This window comes from Microbacterium sp. FG3 (assembly GCF_057809335.1).
Map to the genome: position 1 here is coordinate 1 of NZ_JBMDJT010000045.1, position 20,014 is coordinate 20,014.

The 20,014-nt window shown below is 66.2% G+C and carries 17 protein-coding genes and 1 pseudogene; 10 read left to right on the forward strand and 8 right to left on the reverse strand.

Annotation, left to right across the window (positions count from 1 at the left end; all coding sequences use genetic code 11):
* The first annotated feature begins 42 nt into the window (after positions 1–42).
* Complete coding sequence (locus tag ACODR5_RS12160; RefSeq protein ID WP_488983792.1) at positions 43–480, forward strand: DNA-processing protein DprA; 438 nt, start codon at positions 43–45, stop codon at positions 478–480.
* Positions 481–785: 305 nt separating this feature from the next.
* On the opposite strand, the gene ACODR5_RS12165 is transcribed toward ACODR5_RS12160, so the two are convergent.
* A complete protein-coding gene (locus tag ACODR5_RS12165) occupies positions 786–1,172 on the reverse strand; it encodes a hypothetical protein (RefSeq protein WP_206427091.1) in 387 nt (128 codons plus the stop codon).
* 248 nt (positions 1,173–1,420) lie between these two features.
* Between ACODR5_RS12165 and ACODR5_RS12170 the strand changes: the two genes are divergently transcribed.
* Positions 1,421–1,861 carry a hypothetical protein gene (locus ACODR5_RS12170; protein ID WP_164479504.1) on the forward strand — a complete coding sequence of 147 codons (441 nt, stop codon included), beginning with the start codon at positions 1,421–1,423 and terminating at the stop codon, positions 1,859–1,861.
* Between the two features lie 60 nt (positions 1,862–1,921).
* Here the strand turns inward: ACODR5_RS12170 and ACODR5_RS12175 are convergent.
* From ACODR5_RS12175 to ACODR5_RS12195, 5 genes and pseudogenes are all read right to left on the reverse strand, one after another.
* Positions 1,922–3,143 (reverse strand): annotated as a pseudogene (locus tag ACODR5_RS12175) (IS256 family transposase); the annotation flags it as partial.
* A gap of 149 nt (positions 3,144–3,292) precedes the next feature.
* Positions 3,293–4,135 (reverse strand): carbohydrate ABC transporter permease, encoded by an 843-nt coding sequence (locus ACODR5_RS12180; protein WP_124896093.1) that lies wholly within the window; start codon positions 4,133–4,135, stop codon positions 3,293–3,295.
* Positions 4,128–5,066 carry a carbohydrate ABC transporter permease gene (locus ACODR5_RS12185; RefSeq protein WP_206427090.1) on the reverse strand — a complete coding sequence of 313 codons (939 nt, stop codon included), beginning with the start codon at positions 5,064–5,066 and terminating at the stop codon, positions 4,128–4,130. Before ACODR5_RS12185 ends, ACODR5_RS12180 begins: the two co-directional genes overlap by 8 nt.
* Complete coding sequence (locus ACODR5_RS12190) at positions 5,063–6,313, reverse strand: ABC transporter substrate-binding protein (protein WP_124896092.1); 1,251 nt, start codon at positions 6,311–6,313, stop codon at positions 5,063–5,065. Before ACODR5_RS12190 ends, ACODR5_RS12185 begins: the two co-directional genes overlap by 4 nt.
* A 65-nt stretch (positions 6,314–6,378) precedes the next feature.
* Positions 6,379–7,578: an SGNH/GDSL hydrolase family protein gene (locus tag ACODR5_RS12195; protein ID WP_124896091.1), complete on the reverse strand. Its 1,200-nt coding sequence runs from the start codon at positions 7,576–7,578 to the stop codon at positions 6,379–6,381.
* Between the two features lie 124 nt (positions 7,579–7,702).
* Here ACODR5_RS12195 and ACODR5_RS12200 point away from each other — a divergent pair, with 124 nt between their 5' ends.
* Positions 7,703–8,710, forward strand: coding sequence for a LacI family DNA-binding transcriptional regulator (locus tag ACODR5_RS12200; protein ID WP_124896090.1), 1,008 nt, complete (start codon positions 7,703–7,705; stop codon positions 8,708–8,710).
* 14 nt (positions 8,711–8,724) lie between these two features.
* On the opposite strand, the gene ACODR5_RS12205 is transcribed toward ACODR5_RS12200, so the two are convergent.
* Positions 8,725–9,741 carry a LacI family DNA-binding transcriptional regulator gene (locus tag ACODR5_RS12205; RefSeq protein ID WP_124896089.1) on the reverse strand — a complete coding sequence of 339 codons (1,017 nt, stop codon included), beginning with the start codon at positions 9,739–9,741 and terminating at the stop codon, positions 8,725–8,727.
* 99 nt (positions 9,742–9,840) lie between these two features.
* Between ACODR5_RS12205 and ACODR5_RS12210 the strand changes: the two genes are divergently transcribed.
* The 6 genes from ACODR5_RS12210 (at position 9,841) to ACODR5_RS12235 (ending at position 17,575) form a co-directional block, all read left to right on the forward strand.
* Positions 9,841–11,757, forward strand: coding sequence for an MBL fold metallo-hydrolase (locus tag ACODR5_RS12210; protein WP_124896088.1), 1,917 nt, complete (start codon positions 9,841–9,843; stop codon positions 11,755–11,757).
* A 25-nt stretch (positions 11,758–11,782) separates the two neighbouring features.
* A complete protein-coding gene (locus ACODR5_RS12215; protein ID WP_124896087.1) occupies positions 11,783–13,129 on the forward strand; it encodes an ABC transporter substrate-binding protein in 1,347 nt (448 codons plus the stop codon).
* 99 nt (positions 13,130–13,228) lie between these two features.
* Complete coding sequence (locus tag ACODR5_RS12220) at positions 13,229–14,059, forward strand: carbohydrate ABC transporter permease (RefSeq protein ID WP_488983793.1); 831 nt, start codon at positions 13,229–13,231, stop codon at positions 14,057–14,059.
* A 161-nt stretch (positions 14,060–14,220) separates the two neighbouring features.
* On the forward strand, positions 14,221–14,877 hold the full coding sequence (locus tag ACODR5_RS12225) for a carbohydrate ABC transporter permease (RefSeq protein WP_488983794.1): 657 nt from the start codon (positions 14,221–14,223) through the stop codon (positions 14,875–14,877).
* Positions 14,874–16,580 (forward strand): glycoside hydrolase family 13 protein, encoded by a 1,707-nt coding sequence (locus ACODR5_RS12230; RefSeq protein WP_124896084.1) that lies wholly within the window; start codon positions 14,874–14,876, stop codon positions 16,578–16,580. The genes ACODR5_RS12225 and ACODR5_RS12230 overlap by 4 nt, the downstream gene beginning before the upstream one ends.
* Positions 16,577–17,575, forward strand: coding sequence for an NAD(P)-dependent alcohol dehydrogenase (locus tag ACODR5_RS12235; protein ID WP_124896083.1), 999 nt, complete (start codon positions 16,577–16,579; stop codon positions 17,573–17,575). The genes ACODR5_RS12230 and ACODR5_RS12235 overlap by 4 nt, the downstream gene beginning before the upstream one ends.
* On the opposite strand, the gene ACODR5_RS12240 is transcribed toward ACODR5_RS12235, so the two are convergent.
* Positions 17,562–18,572, reverse strand: a complete 1,011-nt coding sequence (locus ACODR5_RS12240; RefSeq protein WP_488983795.1) for a LacI family DNA-binding transcriptional regulator — start codon at positions 18,570–18,572, stop codon at positions 17,562–17,564. The two genes, ACODR5_RS12235 and ACODR5_RS12240, sit on opposite strands and share 14 nt — an antisense overlap.
* Positions 18,573–18,615: 43 nt before the next feature.
* On the opposite strand from ACODR5_RS12240, the gene ACODR5_RS12245 reads away from it, so the two are divergent.
* On the forward strand, positions 18,616–19,986 hold the full coding sequence (locus ACODR5_RS12245; protein ID WP_488983796.1) for an ABC transporter substrate-binding protein: 1,371 nt from the start codon (positions 18,616–18,618) through the stop codon (positions 19,984–19,986).
* The last annotated feature ends 28 nt before the right edge of the window (positions 19,987–20,014 follow it).

Sequence of the window (20,014 nt, forward strand, 5' to 3'; positions counted from 1 at the left end):
GCAACCGCGGCCTGAAATCCACAAAGAGATCGTCTACGAAGCTTGACACAGCCCACGTACGGGATCGACGCCGCCGCCACGCGCGCAACCCTCGCCGCATCCGGGCACCCCATCGTCGTCCTCGCATCCGGCATCGCCCGCCCCTACCCGGCAGGCAACACCGGCCTGCTACATCAGGTCACCGAGCACGGCCTCGTGCTCACCGAGACCCCGCCGAGTCTTGCACCGACCCGCTCCCGGTTCGTTGCACGCACCCGCATCCTCGCAGCGCTCGCCGCTGCAACCGTGATCGTAGAGGCCGGAGCACGCTCGGGCGCACCCCAGGTCGCGCACACCGCGCACCGCCTCGCGCGCACGGTGGGAGCAGTGCCCGGCCCGATCACGAGCACCACCAGCACAGGATGCCACCTCCTCATCCAAGCGGGCATCGCCCGCCTCATCACCAGCGCCGACGACCTCGCCCCCACCGTGGACGAATAACCGCCAGCACCCCGGACGGTGCCGACCCCCCACCATGAGCTACGGTCGGCACCGCCCGAACCCTTCTCACGCCGCGCTCCCGCCCCCGATCCTCGCCTCCAGCATCATGTCCAGTCCACACGCCCAGCCACCGGCACCTGTTCCGCCGCTTCTCTACCCGAAACCGGCTCCGCGGACCTCCTCCACCACGCCGCGCACCTGTCCTTCTCACAGTCGGATACACGTCTTGCATTTCCACGGCGGATACCCCTCCGGGGTATCCGCACCGGATGCGAGCCGAGGTGGCGGTCGCAGTCGATGGTGTGTCAGACCAGGCCAGCGACCCAGGCCGCCAGATCCTCACCGACGACATCGAAACGACCGGGGTCCAGGTCGCCCAAGTCGCTCGCATACACCGGGGAGTCGGGCGTCGCGGCATGGAGCAGGAACCCGCGCCCACCGGAATCATCACCGAACACCACGAACCCCGGCGCATACTCGGCCACCTCGAACGTCACGTTCCGCTCCACGATGTCCGCCGCCTCGTAGACGGTGATCCCGGCGTCGGTGAGGAAACCGTCGCACGCCTCGTACAACCAGGCGAGCTGCGCGTTCAGCCCGCCCGGCAACGCCGCGTGCGCCTGCAACACCACCTCCGGCCGCGAGGCAGCACGCAACCCCGGCAGCGTGCGCGGGATCGGAAAGCCAGGCATCCCCTGACGCTACCCCCGGTCGCGATGCAACACCTGGACGCAACATCGCCCTCGGACGCGCGGTCGCCGGTAGCGCGGTGCGTGCAACTCCGCACTGGCCGATGTCCCCAGACCCCGGTAGAATGGGAACTACCCGGCGGGCGAACACGCATCAACTTTCAGGAACGCTCCACCCTGGTGGAGCAATCGGGGCCCAGCCACCAACGATCGCCGAGCACATCGCGCTCTCGTCCTGGTGGAGGCCCGACATGTTCCTCATCCTTCTCTTCATGCGCCCCGCAGCCGCGGTGTACGGCTGGTGTCAGCAGTGGCTGCCCAGCAACCGCATCGTCTGGCACCTCCACACCCGCCGCGGGCTCCGCTGGGGCATCCCCACCATCCTCCTCGGCGGCACCTACGCCGTCGCCGGCATCGGCTGCTACGGAGCCGTCCTCCTCGGCCACACCGGATGGTGGTATCTCGGCATGGTCGTCTGCTGGTGGACCGCGCTCAAGCTCATCGGCCACGGCCTCTACGCCACCATCGCCCTGCCCATCGCCCGCGCACACGAGAACCTCGCCGTCCGCCGCGCCATCCGCGACGAGCGCCGCGCCCACGCAACCCAGGACGACACGCCTGCACGGCGCTGGACCGCGCAAGAGCGTAGGCAGATCACCCGAGAGGTGCGTCGCGAGATGCTCGCCGGGTAAGCCGTGGCGACAGACGTGGGTCTGTCCGATGAACGGTGTGTGGGGCCCGGCGGTTTTCAGTGCAAAGGTGATCGCGAACGCGTTTAGCGCGGGCTTCCCCCTCATCACCCAGCGTGCCCTTCCGCCGCCAGTCGGGTCAAGCGACCGCGTGACGAGATACAGGCACTTGATCGCGGCGGCCTCGTTCGGGAAGTGCCCGCGCGCCCGGACGGCCCGCCTGTACCGGGCGTTGATTGACTCGATCGCGTTGGTGGTGCAGATCACGCGGCGGATCTCGACGTCGTATTCGAGGAACGGCACGAACTCCGCCCAGGAGCTGCGCCAGAGATGCACGATCGCCGGGTACCTCTCGCCCCACTCGGCGGCGAACTCCTCGATCCTGTCCTTCGCTGCCTGCTCCGACGGGGCCGTGTAGACGGGCTTGAGGGAACGGACGATCGCGTCGCGGTGTTGCCGCCCGGCGTAGGAAGCTGTTGCGGATCAGGTGGACGATGCACTGCTGGACGACCGTTTGCTCCCAGGTGGTGTTGATCGCCTCCGGGAGACCCTTCAGCCCGTCGCAGACCGCGATGAGCACGTCCTCGACGCCCCGGTTCTTCAGCTCGGTGAACACCTGCAGCCAGAACCTCGCGCCTTCCTGACCGTCACCGGCCCAGATGCCGAGGATATCGCGTTCCCCGTTCACGGTGACGCCCATCACGACATAGAACGGGGTGTTCCTCACCTGCCCGTCACGGACCTTCACGACGATCGCGTCGACGAAGATCACCGGGTAGAGCGGATCCAGCGGCCTGCTCGACCATTCGGTGAGTTCCCCGGTGACCTTCTCGGTGATCCGGCTGATCGTGTCCTTGGAGACCTTCGCCCCATAGACCTCGTCGAAGTGCGCGGCGATCTCACCCGTGGTCAGCCCCCGCGCGGTAAACGAGAGCACGATCTGATCGACCCCGTCCAGCCGGCGCTTCCTCTTCGGGACGATCACCGGTTCGAACGAGCCGTCACGGTCTCTGGTCACCTCGATCTCGACGGGCCCGATCTCGGTGAGCACCGTCTTGACCCGCGTCCCGTTACGCATGTTCTCGCCGATTGGGGTCCCGCCGTGTTCGTGGCCGAGGTGCTCGGTCAACTCGGCATTCAGCGCGGTCTCGAGGACGTTCTTCGTGAGCTGGCTGAGCAGACCGCCGGGCCCCGTCAAGCTCACGCCCTGCTCCTTCGCCTGCGCGAGCAAGCGTTCTGCGAGTTCTTTCTGATCGATGATCTCCCCGGTCACGGGATCAATCATCTCGTCGTCAACAACGACAGTGGTCGTGTCAGCCACGGCCATCTCCTTACGGATCAGGCCGGACCCCTCACACACCATTATTCAGACAGTCCCGGCTGACCTGCTTCATTGTTACTCAGACAGCCCCCCGCGAAGAGCCGGATTGCCTTCTACTTTCCTCCGGTGAAGGCGATGCCGTTGATGAACTGCTTCTGTAGTAGTAGGAAAAGCAGCACCATCGGCACTTGCGCCATCAGGGCTCCTGCCATCAGTACGGGGTAGTTGGTGCTGTACTGCCCGACGAGGAAGGACAGCCCCGCGGAGAGGTTGAGAGTGCTCGGGTCGTTATTGACGATGAGGGGCCACAGGAGCTCGTTCCACGAATAGAGCGCTGTGAAGATCGTCAGCGTGATGAGCCCGGGTTTCGCCAGTGGGAGCATGATCACCCAGAAGGTGCGGAAGTGGCCGGCCCCGTCGATCTTTGCTGCTTCCTCGAGCTCTCGTGGCAGGCTCATGAAGAACTGGCGCATGAGGAAGGTGCCGAAGGCGCTGAAGATTCCGGGGATGATGAGCGCGGGCAGGGAGTTGAGGATGCCCCATGCCGACATGATCTCGTATTGGGGCAGGAGGTAGAGCTGTGATGGCACCATCAGGATCGCCAGGATCGCGAGGAAGAGGATGTTCTTTCCTGGGAACATGAGGCGCGCGAAGGCGTAGCCGGCAAGGGCGCAGAAGAGTGCTTGCCCCACGGAGCGCACTCCCACTGATGCGATGGAGGTCATCAGTTGCGCACCGAATGGGATCGAGGACAGCGCTGTCGTGAAGTTGGTGAGGCTCCACTGGTCGGGTAGGAGGGTCGGGGGCACGCGCAGTGCCTCGGCGGGGGTCTTGAATGCCGTGAGAATCTGCCACGCGAAGGGCGCGATCATGATGGCGGCGCCGGCGCTCAGCAGTAGATAGGTCGCGGCGTCTGCGAGGCGGCGTGGGCTGCCGGGGAGCGTGTGGTTAGGCATAGTGAACCCACTTGCGTTGGAGCCGGAATTGGATGGCGGTCAGCGCCAGGACGACGATCATGAGGGCGCAGGCGATTGTCGCCGCGTAGGCGCGATCATGGACGAGGAAGCCCGCCTTGAAGAAGTAGTAGACGACTGTCTGCGAGGCCGAGATGGCCGGGTTGTCGGCACCGACCATGATGTAGATCAGGTCGAATGCCTGCATCGAGTTGATGAGCGTGATGACGGTCACGAAGAACAGCGTCGGGGTGACGAGGGGAACCGTGATGCTGCGGAACTCCCGGATAGGTCCCGCGCCGTCGAGCCATGCCGCCTCCCGGTACTCGCGAGGGATTCCCTGCAGGCCCGCGAGCAGGATCACGATGTTCTGGCCGAGCGTCGCCCACACTCCCACCAGGGCGACCGCGACGAGCGCCGTGCGACGGTCGGCGAGCCACGGCATCCCCTCGATCCCGATCGTCCTGAGCAACTGGTTGAGCAGTCCGAAGTCGCCGTTGAGCAGAAGCGACCACATCATGCCGACGGCGACGGGCAGAGTCACCACCGGTAGGAAGTAGAGCACCCGGAAAGCACCCTTGAATCTCAGCCCGTTTCGATTGAGCAGCACCGCGATAACGAGGGCCAGGGGGATCCCGATGATGCTGATGGCGGCGTATATGCCGCTGTTGCCCAGTGAGCGCCAGAACTCCTCGTCCGCCCAGAGCCGCTGATACTGGGTGAGACCGGACCAGCTCTCCCCGCGGAACGCCCCGGTCTCCATGAACGACAGGAGCAGGGTGCGCAGGATCGGGTAGAAGTAGAAGATCGTCGTCCCGACCAGGAGGGGAAGAAGCATCAGATAGGCCGCGGTGCTCTCCCGGCGTGCGGCGCGCCGGGAGACCACCGCGCGCTGCCGGGTTCGCTCGCCCGGCCGAGCGGTGTTCGTGCTCATTCGTCGTCGAGGGCCGCTTGCACTGCCTCGTGGAGTGCAAGCGCTCCGTCGTGAACGGTCTCGGACAGTTCCCACACGGGGGTGAGCTCGTTGATTTGTGCGTCCATCCACACCTGGGAGTGCACGGAGCGTGGGAAGGCGATCCCGGTCGCGGCGGCTTCGCTGAACGGTGTGAGATCGAACGCGTCGGCATACGTCGCGATGAGGGCTTCGTTCGCCGTGTCGTCCACGGTGAAGCCGACCCCGTTCTCCGCGTAGACCTCCGCGGCCTCTTGGGATGCGAGGAAGGCGACCAGCTTGTTGGCCGCATCGGCGTGCTCGGTCGTGGCGGAGATGACGTTGCCCAGACCGTGGATGACGGCGGCGTTGCTCTCTGGCCCGTAGGGCAGGGAGGCGACGCCGATCGAGCCGGTTGCCCCGAGCTCCGACTCCGAGAAGCTCAACGAGTTCCACGACCCGCCCCACAGCATGGCGAGCTTGCCCGACGTGAACAGGTCGACGACGTCCGTGTCCGCCATCTGGGCGAGTGTGGGCGAGGAGCCATCCTCCAGCAGGTCGACCCAGAACTGCAGTCCGTTTTCGGTCTCGGGAAGGTCGTAGCCGCTCGTTGTGCCGTCTGCGCCGACGGCGAAGCCGCCTGCTTGGTAGATCGTGTTGTAGAAGGCCGTGTGCTCGCTCAGCTGGGCCGCCGTGCCCCAGATCCCCGCCGCGGTGTTGGTGAGCTCCGCGGCGATCCTGCGGTAGTCCTCCCACGTCCACTCCGGGGTCGGGTAGTCGATGTCGGCGGCGTCGAAGATGGCTTTGTTGTACCACACGGCGATCGTGTCGAAGTTGCTGGGCAGGGTGTAGAGCTCGCTGTCCCATGTGTAGAGCTCGATGAGTCCTTCGGGAGCCGAGGAGTCCGCCGCAGTCTGGTCGGTGAGCGGCTGGATGACCTGCTCGGAGGCATAGAGGGGGAAGTTCGCCCCGTTCATCCAGAAGACGTCCGCGACCTCGCCTCCTGATGCGGCTGTCTGCAGCTTCGTCCAGTAGTTGTCCCACGGCGTGAGCTCGATCTTCACTTCGATGTCCGGGTTCTCCTGCGTGAACAGGTCGAACATCTTCTCGTAGGTTGGTCGTTGGGATTCGTCCCACATCGCAAAGGTGAGCGTCGTGCCGTCACCATCCGCTGGGGATGCCGAGCAGCCTGGGGCGAGAGCGGCAACCACGGCCATGGCCGCGATGCCGAGTACAGACTTCCTGTTCATTGCGCTTTCCTAACTGTGTTTGCTCTGGGTATGGAAACGCCGGAGCGAGTGCTTGCTCGGGTGGGTCAGGCGAGCCTTCCGGCGAGGCTCGCGAACGACCGTCCGGCGTCGGCGTAGGACGGCGGTTGCTCGTCGAGGGCGTGGAGGAGACGATCCTTGATCATGAACGCGTATGTCGTGTTGCCCAACGGCGAGTAGTGGCCGTTGTAGAGACGCCCTACATACTCCCGGGGCGACAGCGCGTAGGCCGCGTAGTCATTCGCATGGAGTTCCAGGGCGTCGATGACGGGGAGCCCCAGTTCCGCGAGGTCTTGCAGAACGGGGGTGTCCGGCCGCCGCCCAGTCCGCAGGAACGCCGCGACCTCCTCTGACGGATAGGTCAGCAAGACCACGAGAGTCTTGTTACTCGCTCGCATCTGCTGGGCGAGGTCGGCGAGGATGGACTTGGTCGCCCGGTACGCCGACCGCGTCCACAGCTGTTCTGCTCGATGGCGCGCGGGCAGGTCGTGATCGATACCCAACGTTTCGGTGAGATCGGCGTAGTCGTCGGCGAATGAGTAGTCGCCGGTGATATCGGCGGCGATCTTGCGTACGATCAGGTCCTCACCGAAGGTCTCCACGAGGAAGTCGAGGTCGGTGAGCTGGTAGAGCGACTCCGGAGTCGGGCAGGCGTTGGGGCGGGTGACCAACTCCGAGGAGGAGGCGTCGATACGCACGTGCTCCCAGGGATTGGCGTGGAACATGCTCGTCTTCAGCCCGCGATCGTACTCGCTGAGCCAGCTACCGACGCGGATGCGGCGGTAAGAGTCAAGGCTGCGGAAGTGGTCGTCGAGGTAGATGTTCAGCAGGACGACGGATGCGCCGTCGTCGGAGAACTCGAGACGCTTGAGGCGTTGGACTGCGTGATACACGCCGAACCCGCCCACGCCGAAGTTCAATATCGGCTCCCCGAAGTGTGCCGCCAGCGCCTCCTGCCAGGTCTCGCCATCACTGACCTGGTGGCACTGTGTGAAACTGTCCCCGTATGTGTGGATGCGCGACGTCGCCTCGGGGTAATTAACGACGCGTCGCTCTCCTCGCCGTCCATACCGGTAATAGCTCAGCGCCCCGTCGATGTTGTCCGGTACGTCGGAGGGATGCGGCAAGTAGCCGAGCTGTGCGTCGAAGCGTGCCCATTTCGGCGCATTCGGATCGAGGAACCGATCGACTTCGACGCGGGTCACCAGCGTCCTCTCCAGCAGGTCTCGTACACCAGCGTCCAACATCGGGCTCCTTCTTGAGTCTGTGTTCCGGCGACGCTATCGACTCCCTCGGATTTACGCAAGCAATTTGCGCATAATCCCGAAAGATCCGCAATGTGACTTGCGGTGTGCCGCGTACAGTTGATGGATGCGTGTGACCTTGGCCGATATCGCCGAAGCAACGGGTGTGAGCGAGTCCACCGTGAGCCGGGTGCTCAACGGCAAGCCGGGGGTATCTGAGGCGACTCGTCGGCGGGTGCGGGAGGCTCTCCGGCGGACGGAGTATCTGGACGAGCGGGAGCTGCCGTCCTCCCAGGTCGTCGGGGTGCTGTTGCCCGAACTGCACAACCCGATCTTCGGTTTGTTCGGCCGGCAGCTCGATATGCAGCTGTCGTTGCAGGGGGTGCGCGCGATCGTGGCTCAGGGGCGGACAGTGGAGGATGAGGACGACTTCGCCGAGTTTCTCTTGCGCAACTCTGCGTTAGGGCTCGTCATCGTGGCGGGCTCTACGAGCAATGGGACCCGCAGGCCGGAGAGTTTGCGATCTCTCGTCGAGCGAGGGCTCCAGGTTGTTTCCATCAACGGTCCCTCCGGTGTGAGCGAGGCGCCGACGCTGTCGACCGACTTCTCCGCCGGTGTGGAGCGGGCGATCCGCCATCTGCGGAATCTGGGGCATGAGCGCATCGGGCTCGCCACCGGCCCGCCTGCGGTGTACTCGGCGCAGTTGCAGATCGCCGGCTTCGCGCGAGAGGCCGGCGCGGCCGAGCGTGGGCTCGTGGTCTCCGGGCTTTACAGCATCGAAGGAGGGGACATGTCCACGACGGAGTTGCTGCAGAAGGGTGCGACGGCAATCGTCTACGGCAGCGACATCATGGCGCTCGGCGGGCTGCGGGCGGCGGCGCGCAACGGACTTTCCGTCCCCGGCGACCTCTCCATCGTGGGTCTGGACGATTCGGCCTTCATGCTCTTCACCGATCCATCGCTGACAACGATCAGGCAACCTATCGAGAGCATCGCGGAGGAGGCCGCGCTTTTCCTCGTCCGCCGGCTTGTGGAGACATCCGGGGCTCCCTCTATGGTTCTCTTCCAGCCGGAGCTCGTGGTGCGTTCGTCCACGGGCGCGGCGACCGCCGTCGAGTCGGGCGTGGACGGGTAGTGCCACGTCCTCGGCTACGAGCCGTGGCTGACGACGTGAGCGGTGTGTCGAACGATGAGCGAGCAGGGTTGGAAGGTGAAGTCGTGTGGGGATGCGGGGCCGGACAGCGTCTCGAGCAGTAGCCGGGTTGCGTGTTCGGCTTGTGTGGCGGGGTCTTGACGGATTGTCGTGAGCTCGAGGAGCTCTGCGATGGGGCTGTCGTCGAAGCCGATGACGGAGAGGTCGTCGGGGACGGAGAGTCCCATTCTCCGCGCGGCTTGGATGGCCCCGGCGGCGAGGAGGTCGGACTCCGCGATCACGGCGGTGGGCGAGTCTGGTCGCGCTAATAGGGCGGCCAGCGCGGATGCGCCGGACTCCGCATCGTCGCCGGCGGCGCGGATGACCAGTGCGGGATCGAAGTGTTCGCCCATGGCTCGGTGGAATCCGTTGCCGCGTTCCTGCGCGACGTAGTTGACGCCGTTCGCGGGCGTGGAGCCCTGGATCAGCCCGATGCGGGTGTGTTGCAGTTCGAGCAGATACCGGACGCCGGTCGCGATCTCCGCCTCGTTGTCGACGGTGACGAACGAGAACCGGTCCAGCACCGTGCCTACTCCGATCGCGGGGATGTCTGACTCGCTGAGGGCCTTCTCCTCGTGGGGGAGGAGGGAGGTGGACACGACCAGGGCGCCGTCCGCCCTGCCTGCGAGCCCCGGGCCGCTGAGCAGACGGGAACGGACATCCTCTGCGCTGATGTTGAAGAGTGCGATGTCGTGGCCCGATGCGTGCAGGATCGCGCTGGCCCGTGCGATCGCCGCGGACTGATACCACTGTTCGGGCGCGGTGACGATGAGCGCCACGGTGTTGGTGCGCCCCTTTGCCAGGCGGGAAGCTGAGGGGGACACCGTGTAGCCGACCTCTCGCGCCAGCTGTGTGACTCGGCGGCGCGTGCGATCGGATACACCCGGCTTTCCGCTCAATGCCCGGGAGACCGTGGATACCGACACGCCGAGCATCTCCGCAAGCTGTGCCATGTCAGGCCGGAGCGACGCCATGAGGAGACTCTAAACAACGCAAGCGCTTGCGTCAATTTCCTCTCCCTGTCGTACCGGAAGCGAATATACTCTGAACGGACCGCTGAGCAATGAGGTGAGGTGGGCAGCGCATCAGCGCAAGCGTTTGCGAAGGAGAGCATCCTGAACACTCCGTGGGAGCGAGTTCGAGACGACGTGATCGTTGTGTACGACACGTGCCGCTGTTATGTCGTGCGCACGGGCCCCCGCACCGCGATCGCGATCGATTTCGGGTCGGGGGCGGTGCTGGACCACCTCGCCGAGGCGGGCCTCGGCGAGCTCACAGATGTCTTCATCACCCATGTCCATCGCGACCAGGTGCAGGGACTTGACCGTCTCTCTGCCGACGTGCGCGTGTGGGTCCCCGCCGGAGAGCACGATGTCATCGCGCATGCCGAGGAACACTGGGCCCGCCAGTCCCCGCTGAACGACTACGTTCTGCGGGAGCAGCGGTTCACCCCACTGCGCTCCACCCCTCACGCCGTGCCCCTCGACGATCACGAGGAGAGGACGATCGGTGATATCCGTCTCGTAGCGCTGCCGACCCCCGGGCACACTGTCGGGTCGGTGTCGTATCTCGTCACGACGCGCACCGGTACGTTGCTCTTCACGGGCGATGCGATCGCGGCGCCGGGCAAGGTCCACTCGCTCGCGGCGCTGCAGTGGAACTATGTTGGGGTCGAGGGGGCCGAGTCAGCGATCCTCAGCGCGCTGGAGCTCGGCCGCCACCATGCCGACGTGCTTCTGCCGTCGCACGGAGAGCCGATCACGGACCCGGGCGAAGCCCTCCGCCTGCTGGCGGACAACCTGCAGGACTACGTGGATCTCCACGAGTACCACCCGAAGCCGCCGGTGAATCGTCGCCCGATCCGGACGTGGGCGGCCGCGCCTTACGTCGAGGTGGCACCACATCTGCTGATGAACGTCGCATCGCACGGCCGCAGTTATGTGCTGCTGTCCGAGGGCGGGCAGGCGTTGCTGTTCGACTTCGGCTACGACCTGACACCCGGGATGCCCGCAGGCACAGAGCGGGCCGCCCGCCGCCCGTCGCTCGGGTCGATTCCGGCGCTGAAGTCGCAGTTCGGCGTGAGCACGATCGAAGTCGTCGCCCCGACCCATTACCACGACGATCATGTCGCGGGGATCAACCTCCTCCGTGCTGTCGAAGGCACCCAGGTCTGGTGTCCCCGGCGATTCTCCGAGATCCTCGCGCATCCGGGGCTGATGGACTTGCCGTGCCAATGGTTCGACCCGATCGTCGCCGACCGCGAGCTCGCCTCGGGGGAGAGCTTCCGCTGGCGCGAGTACGAGATCGTCGTCCACGACCTTCCCGGGCACACGCAGTATGCCGTTGCCTACGAGGTGAGGGTGGATGGACGCACCTATCTCGTCACGGGCGATCAGCAGGATGGTCTAGGCGCCCCCGGTTCTCCCGACGACTTGAACTATCAGTACCGGAACATCTTCCAGCCGGGCGATTACCTCCGAAGCGCCGAGCTGTTCGCGCGCGTACGGCCGGACGTGATGCTGTCGGGGCATTGGAACCCGCGCGAGGTGGACGACGAGTACATCGCGATGATCCGGGCGCAGGGGGAGCAGCTCGTGGAGATCCACGATCGGCTGCTCGTCGACTTCGACGAGCAGAACCCGACGACGGGCTTCCTCGCGCGCATCTCCCCGTACCTGCCGACCTTCGATCCTGACGGTGGCGCGACGGTGCAGGTGCATGTCACGAACACCGCTCCCGGGCCGGTCTCGGCCGAGGTCCGGCTCGTGCTCCCCGAGGCGGCCGTCGCACACCCACAGCACGTGACGGTGACCATCGAGGGTCGCGCGGAGGGCGTCGCGACCTTCCGCGTCCAGTTACTTCGTCCCGTCGCCGTCCAGACGCCGCTCGCCGCGGACATCGTGCTGGACGGCCGGCACATCGGCCAGCACGCCGAGGCGCTCATCATCCCTTCCCGCACAGCACCACCGACGCAATCCCCGCACGACTGACATCACACCGAAAGGAGCACCACCCATGCCTATCGCAACGTCCTATCCCAGGCGCGGTCTCGCCGTCGCGGCCGCTGTCGCCGTCACTGTCGCCGGTCTCACCGCGTGCGCGCCCGGCGCGGCACAGCAGGCCAGCACGTCCACTCCCATCAGTACCGAGGCGCCGACCGAGGACACGACGCTGGATGTCGCGGTTCCCCCGAACGCGACGTTCACGGCACTGTTCGAGGAGTTCGAGCGTCAGTACCCTTCGGTCACGATCAACGCGCAGGAGACCGACTTCAGCACGCTGCAGCAGAATCTGCCCCGTCTCATGGCGAGCGACGACGCGCCCGACCTCGTACGCCTGGCCAGTGTCGGCAACAACGCCAAGAACGGTCTGCTGACCAATCTGGATGCGTACCGTGACGCCTACGGCTGGGACGAGTACCCGGCCGAGATCATGAACATGATGTCCGTCGCTGACGACGGGCTCACCCGAGGCACCGGAAGCCTGTATCTCATGATGGGCGTCGGCTGGAACATTGTCGGCGTCTACTACAACAAGACCGTCGCGGAGAGCCTGGGCATCACGGAGGCGCCGTCGACACTGGACGAGTTCGTCTCCATGCTGGAGACGGCGAAGGCCGCGGGGGTGACACCGATCGGCCAGCCCAGCTCGGCCCTGAACTACGTCTACGACACCCTCACCTTCAACTACGCCGCCGATGCGGGGACGCTCGACGCCGTGAAGGACTGGGAGTACCGCGTCGAAGGGGCGACGTTCGACCAGCCTGCGATGAACCAGGCCGCCCAGACCGTGCAGGACTGGCAGAAGGCCGGGTACTTCCCTGAGGACTACCTCAGCCTCACGGAGGAGGACGCGGCGGTGCGCCTCAAGGACGGCGACTCGCTGTTCTACGTCACGGGCGACTGGAACTCGGGCGCCTTCGACACATCGATGAGCGACAACGCCGGGTTCTTCCTGCTTCCGCCCGTCACGGCGGGCGGCGACTACGGCACCGACGCATCGGCGCAGACATGGGGCGTGCCCAGCAAGGGCGACAACCCCAACCTCGCGGCCTTCTTCCTGAACTGGGTCAACACCGACCCCACCGCTCGTGAGATCACCGTCACCCTCGCGGGGAACGCGCCCGGCGGCGCGGCGGACGGGGAGATCCCGGAGGCGGGACCGGTGACATCGCAGACTCTCGCTGCCGGTGTCGCCGCGACGGAGGATGACGCGCTGGTCGACTTCTTCGCCAACACCACGGCCGGCATCCAGGCCTCCACGTTCGCGCCGCAGCTGGAGCTGCTCGCGTCGGGGCAGATCACCCCCGCCGAGTTCGTCGCGAAGGTCCAGGCGGACTACGAATCCGAACTGGGCCGCTAATCGATGACGGGCCTTGCCTCCACGCCGCGCCGAGGGCCGCGTCGCAACACACCGCGACGCGGCCCCCGGACCGGCCGTGTAACGCCGTGGCTGTTCCTCGTGCCGGCGGTGCTCATCTACGCCATTTTCATGCTGTTCCCGCTGGGCACCGCCGCCCAGTACTCGCTGTATGACTGGGACGGTATCGGTCAGGCCGAGTTCATCGGCCTGTCGAACTATGCCGCCGTCTTCACCGATCCGGAACTGTACGGGAGCATCCTGCACTCGCTGGCGTTGATCGTGTTCTTCACGGTGCTGCCCATCCTGATCGCGGTCGCTGCGGCGAGCGTCGCCCGGCGCGTCTCCGGGCGGTTCGGCGCCGTGGGCCGCGTCGTCCTGTTCATCCCGCAGGTGCTCCCGCTGGCTGCGTCTGCGCTTGCGTGGAACTGGGTGTACTCCTCGAACGGGGTCATCAATCAGATCCTTGAGGCGGTGGGCCTGGGTGCATTGGCGCGTCCGTGGCTCGGCGACTTCGACACGGCCCTGCCCGCGCTCGGGCTCGTCGGCACCTGGGTGGGTGTGGGCTTCTGTCTCGTCCTGCTGCTGACGGGGATGGCCAAGATCGATCCGAGTCTCTTCGAGGCCGCCGCGCTGGACGGTGCCGGTTTCTTCCGTGAGCTGCGTTCCGTGACGATCCCCGGGATCCGACGGGAGATCGGCGTATGCGTCACGGTGACCGTCATCTCCGCGCTGCAGACCTTCGACCTGGTCTACATGACCACGCGCGGCGGCCCCGGCGTGTCGACGATGGTCCCGGGGCTGCAGATCTACCAGCTCGCTTTCACGAAGTTCCAGGTCGGGCAGAGCTCGGCGCTGGGCATCGTGCTGATGGTGATCGTCGTCGCGATCGCCGCGACGCTCCAGGCGATCTTGAGGGAGCGCGACGAATGAGAATCTCCCGATCGGAAGCGTGGATCGGTCGCGGTGTCCTGCTGATCGCCATGATCGTCACGCTCGTGCCGCTGCTGAGCATGTTCACCTCCGCGATCACACCCTCGGGAACCGTCGGGCAGGGCCTGGGCTGGCCCGAGGAGCCCCGCTTCGACAACTTCGTGACCGCGTTCGCCTCGTCCGACATGCTCATGCTGCTCAGCTCCACGGCACAGATCGTGGTCGTGGTGGTGCCTGTCACGCTTCTGGCCGCGTCGCTCGCCGGTTACGGCCTGGCGGTGCTCGCACCCCGGGGGAGCGGGATCGTCCTGATCGTGTTCGTCTTGGGGCTGGCGATACCCGTCGAGTCCCTCATCGTGCCGCTGTACTACCAGTTCAAGGCGATGGGACTTCTCAACACCCGATGGGCGGTGTGCATCGCCATGATCGCGACGCTTCTTCCCTTCGCTGTGTTCTGGATGCGCACGCACTTCGTCAGCGTGCCGCGGGAACTCACCGAGGCGGCGCTCGTGGACGGTGCATCGAGCACACGCTTGTTCTCATCGATCCACCTGCCGCTCGCGGCGAACTCGCTCGCCTCGCTCGCCCTGCTGCTGTCGCTGTGGACGATGAACGGGTTCCTCATCCCGGTCGCTCTCGTGGACGACCCCACACAGCGCACCCTCGCGGGCGCTCTCGGCGCGTTCCAAGGGCAATATCTCACGGACGTGCCGCTTCTGAACGCTGCGGCGTTGCTGATCTCCGTGCCCGCCCTCGTCCTCTTCCTCGTCTTTCAGCGCAAGATCATCGCCGGTCTCATTCAGGGAGCAGTCAAATGACATCGACATCCGGGAACAACCAGAACCCGTCAGCAGAACCTCACCTCCTCCCCGCCGCGGACTGGTGGCGCCGGGCGGTGATCTACCAGATCTATCCGCGTTCCTTCGGAGACGCCAGCGGGGACGGTATCGGAGACCTGCCGGGGATCACCGAACGGCTCGACCACCTGGAACGACTCGGCGTGGACGCCGTCTGGCTGTCGCCCTTCTACCCCTCGCCGCAGAACGATGCCGGCTACGACGTCAGCGACTTCTGCGGGGTCGACCCGCTCTTCGGGACGATCGAGGACTTCCGTGAGCTGCTGGAGCGGGCGCATGCACAGGGGATCAGGGTCATCATCGATCTGGTTCCCAACCACTCCTCCAACGAGCACCCGTGGTTCCGCGCCGCACTGGCCGCCGCCCCGCACAGCCCCGAGCGCAACCGCTACATCTTCCGCACCGGGCGCGGAGCGTCGGGAGATGTGGCACCCAACAACTGGGAGAGTGTCTTCGCCGGCCCGGCATGGACCCGTGTCGGCGACAGTGACCAGTGGTACCTGCACCTCTTCGACTCCAGCCAGCCTGACTTCAACTGGAGCAACGCTGACGTGCGGGACCTGTTCGACGGGGTTCTGCGGTTCTGGCTCGACCTGGGGGTGGACGGTTTCCGCGTCGACGTCGCCCGCGGTCTGGTGAAGGCGGCGGATTTCCCTGACTATCCCGTCGAGTATCAGCACGCGCACGGGTTCGCCCCGGACGGCACGCGGTCGCCGATGTGGGACAACGACGGGGTACACGAGATCTTCCGCCGATGGCGGAGCATCGTCGACGAGTACGACGGCGAACGCATCCTCGTCGCGGAGGCGTACGTCGAGCCGGTCAGCCGTCTGGCGCGCTACGTGCGACCCGACGAGATGCATCAGGCGTTCAACTTCGCCTTTCTCGCGGCAGTAGGTGCGGCGGAGATCCGCGACGTCATCGACGAGTCCCTGCGCGAGTACGGTCACGTCGGAGCACCGAGCACATGGGTGCTCAACAACCACGACAACGTCCGTCACGTTTCCCGACTCGGTTCCGCGAACCCGCGGATCCCGAACGGGGTGGGCATCGGTCCCCGCGACCTGCAGCCTGATCATGAGGTGGGCCTGCGGCGGGCACGCGCCGTGAGCGCTCTCATGCTCGCACTGCCGGGAAGCGTCTACATCTATCAGGGGGAGGAGCTCGGACTTCCCGAGCACACGACGCTCGAGGACCGTCACCGGCAGGACCCCACCTGGTACCGCTCGGCCGGTACGATCGCGGGCCGCGACGGTTCGCGTGTGCCGCTCCCGTGGATCGCCGACGCACCCGCCTTCGGGTTCTCCCCGACGGGAGCATCGTGGCTGCCGCAACCGAGCACATGGCGGGAGATCGCCGCCGACGTGCAGCGGCACGATCCGGACAGCACCCTCAGCCTGTACCAGTCGGCCATCGAGATCCGCCACCGGCAGGAGCTCGGTGACGCCTCGTTGCGCTGGCTCGACTCCGAGGGCGATGTGCTGCGCTTCGCGGTCGGTCCCATCGAGGTCCTCGCCAATCTGGGCGAGGAACCCTGCCCCCTGCCTGCCGGGCATATCGTGCTCGCCAGCGCCGACATCGCAGATGCGCAGATCCCCGCGCAGACCACAGTCTGGCTGCTGCGCGACGCCTCCGCTGTCGAGCGAGAAGAGGAGAAGAAATGAGAAACCCCAGCGCCGTCCTCTACGCGGCTGAGGATCTGCGAATCGAAGATCGGTCTGTCCCCGCCCCCGGTCCGGGCGACGTGCTCGTGCGCGTGCGGGCCGTGGGCGTGTGCGGCTCGGACATCCACTACTACGAGCAGGGCAGGATCGGTGACTACGTCGTGGCATCGCCGATGGTGCTCGGGCACGAGGCGGCGGGGGAGATCGTCGAAGTCGGTGCCGATGTCGACCCGTCGCGGGTCGGCCAAACGGTGGCGTTGGAGCCGGGGGTCCCGTGCCGCACGTGTCAGCAGTGCCGGTCGGGACGTTACAACCTGTGTCCGGACATCGTGTTCTTCGCCACCCCGCCGGTCGACGGGGCGCTGGCGCGATACGTCACGATCGACGCCGCGTTCGCTCACCCCGCCCCGGAAGGCATGACGTTCGAGCACGCGGCGATGGCCGAGCCCGTCTCGGTCGGGGTATGGGCGGCACGCAAAGCCGGCGTGGGGATCGGTGACCGCGTGCTGGTCACCGGTGCCGGGCCCGTGGGCCTCTACGCGGCGCAGGTCGCCCGCGCCGCCGGTGCGGAGCACGTCGCGCTCACCGACCTGAACGAGCGCCGTATCGCAGCCGCCGCCCGGTTGGGCTTCGAGGCACGCCGCCCTGACGAGGAACTCCCCGGCAGATTCGATGTGCTGCTGGAGTGCTCGGGAGCACCGGCCGCCCTGGCCGGCGGGATGGCGCGGCTAGCCCCCGCGGCCCGCGTCGTCCTGGTCGGCATGGGCGCCGACACGGTCTCACTGGAGCTTCCTTCCTTCCAAGGGAGGGAGGTGACGCTGGCCGGTGTCTTCCGATACGCCAACACCTACCCCGCAGCGCTCGCGCTGATCGCGACGGGCCAGGTGGACGTCGACTCCACCATTACGCATCGGTTCCCGCTGGAGCAGACGGTGGACGCGATGACGGTCCTTCGCCGGGATCCGGGTTCGTTGAAGTCCGTCATCCTTCCCTGACACGCGCGACCGCCGTGCTTGCCCGCACGACAAGCTCGCCCTCGTAGCGCAGCTCCGACGCCGACGGGGAACCGGCGGCGAGGGCGAGCAGGGCGGTCACGGCGCCTTGGGCGATCTCGGCGACGGGCTGGCGGATGGTCGTGAGCGCAGGCGCGACGAACGACATCGTGGGGGAGTCGTCGAAACCGATGACCGAGACGTCCCCGGGCACGTCGTACCCGGCATGCCCGAGGCTGCGGATGGCGCCGAGCGCCATCAGGTCGCTCGCGCAGATGATCGCCGTCACGGAACGCTCGACGAAATGCCGCGCGGCGACCGCTCCCCCCTCGACGGAGTAAGGGGTGACGAACAGTTCGCCGTGCACTCCTGTGGTGTCGGCGAGGCGGGTGAACGCGCCGATCTGCAGCGCCGACGACGAGGATTCCGCGGGACCTGCGGCAAAGCCGATAGCGGTGTGTCCGAGCGTGCGCAGGTGGCTGAACGCCAGTCCGAGGGCGTGCTCGAAGTCGGTCGTGAGGCTGGGGGCGGGCACGCCGTTGGCGGGGCCGTTGACGAGCACGATACGCAGACCGCGTTGCTGGAGATCGAGAAGATCCGACCGTTCGTGGAGCGCGAAGTTGTTCGTCCCCGCGATGATGATCACTCCCTCCGCGTTCTCCCGCAGCAGCATCTCCGCGAACTCCGTCTCGTCTCCGCTGGTACGGATGCAGCTGAGCACCGCGTTGTAGCCATGCACCGCCAGCTGGGCCTCGATCGCGTCCGCGAACAAGCCGAAGATGGGGTTCGTGAGATCGGGCACGACCACTCCAACCAGCGGCGCCGCGTTCGAGTCGCTGCCGCGGACGTAGCCGTTCTCGGTGAGGATGCTCTGCACGCGGCGTCGCAACGCGGCCGCGACGCCGGGTTTCCCGTTGAGCACACGGCTGACCGTGGCCACGCTCACTCCTGCTTCAGAGGAGATCTCGGCGAGGGTGGGACGTTGCGGGGACCGGGCCACGAGTCCCTCCTTTCGTGCGTGCTCGACAGCCTACCCACCCTCATTGAAAGCCTTTACAGAAAATTTACGTCTTGGACTTGCAGGTCTGATCGCGAAGTCCATAGCATCGGGGAATCACGCAACAACACGAGGAAACGAGGCAACTATGAGAATGCGCAGATCACTGAGGCCGCTGGTTGCCCTGAGCAGCGCGGCAGTGTTGGCGGGAGCGTTGGCGGGGTGCTCATCAGGTGACGACGATTCGACGACGATCACGTTCCTGAACACCAAGTCCGAGGCGACCGACTTCTTCGCGCAGGCCGTCGCCGACTTCGAGGCCGACCACCCCGACATCGATGTCGTGCTCGATCAAGCCGCCGACGCCGACGACGGCTTCACGCGGCTGCGGTCTCTGATCTCCAAAGGCGACGCCCCCGAGCTCGTCGCCGGGCTGGGCAGCACTGATATGGCCGAGTTGAGCCAGCAGGGCGTCTTCGCCGATCTGTCGGGCTTCGACGTCATCGACGACATCGACCCTGCCGCTTTGGAGCTCGTCAACGAACTGGGCCGAAAGGACACCGAGCAGAACACGATTCCGTTCTCGATCTCCACGACGGGCATCCTCTACAACGCCGAGGTGTTCGACAAGTTGGGTGTGGAAGTGCCTCAGACGTGGGATGAGCTCATCGCGGCCGCTGACGTCTTCCAGGCCGCCGGCATCACGCCGGTCGTGGGCACCTTCGCCGACGGGTGGACGCTGCAGTTCGCCTTCAACGCCTTGTCCGGTCAGCTCCAGCCCGAGGACTTCTTCGCAAGCATCGCCGACGGTGTCGCGGCGGATGGCGGGCAGCCCTCCTTCACGGCGGACTACGAGGAGGTCGCCGATAAGTTCGTCCAGCTGTTCTCGTACGCGCAGGGCTCGGCCGTCAACACCGACTACAACTCCGGGAACGCCATGATCGCGAACGGAGAGGCGGCGATGCTGGTGCAGGGGCCGTGGGCTGTCGCACCGATCCGCGAGGTGAACCCGGATGTCGATCTCGGCTCCTTCCCTTTCCCGGGCACGGACGACCCGGATCGGAACGGGCTGGTCGCCAGCTCCGATCTGTCACTCGCGCTCTCCGCGGACGCCGCTGAGAACGCCGCCGCGACAGAGTTCCTGGATTACCTGATGTCGCCCGAGGTCGTCAACGGCTACAACGAGGACGCCGGCTACTACTCCCCGCGCATCGACGCCCCCGTGAGTGAGGACCCCGCCCTGTCGGGACTTCACGAGGCGTATGCGGCGGGCAACTATTTCACACAGACGATCAGCCTGATCCCCTCCGCGATCGAGATCTCGAACTATCTGCAGTCGCTGGCCGTGGACAAGGACACCTCCGCGTTCCTCACCACTCTCGACGAGCAGTGGAACCTGGTGGCGGACCGTTCGTGACCGCCTCGGTGCGGCCACCCGGTGACAT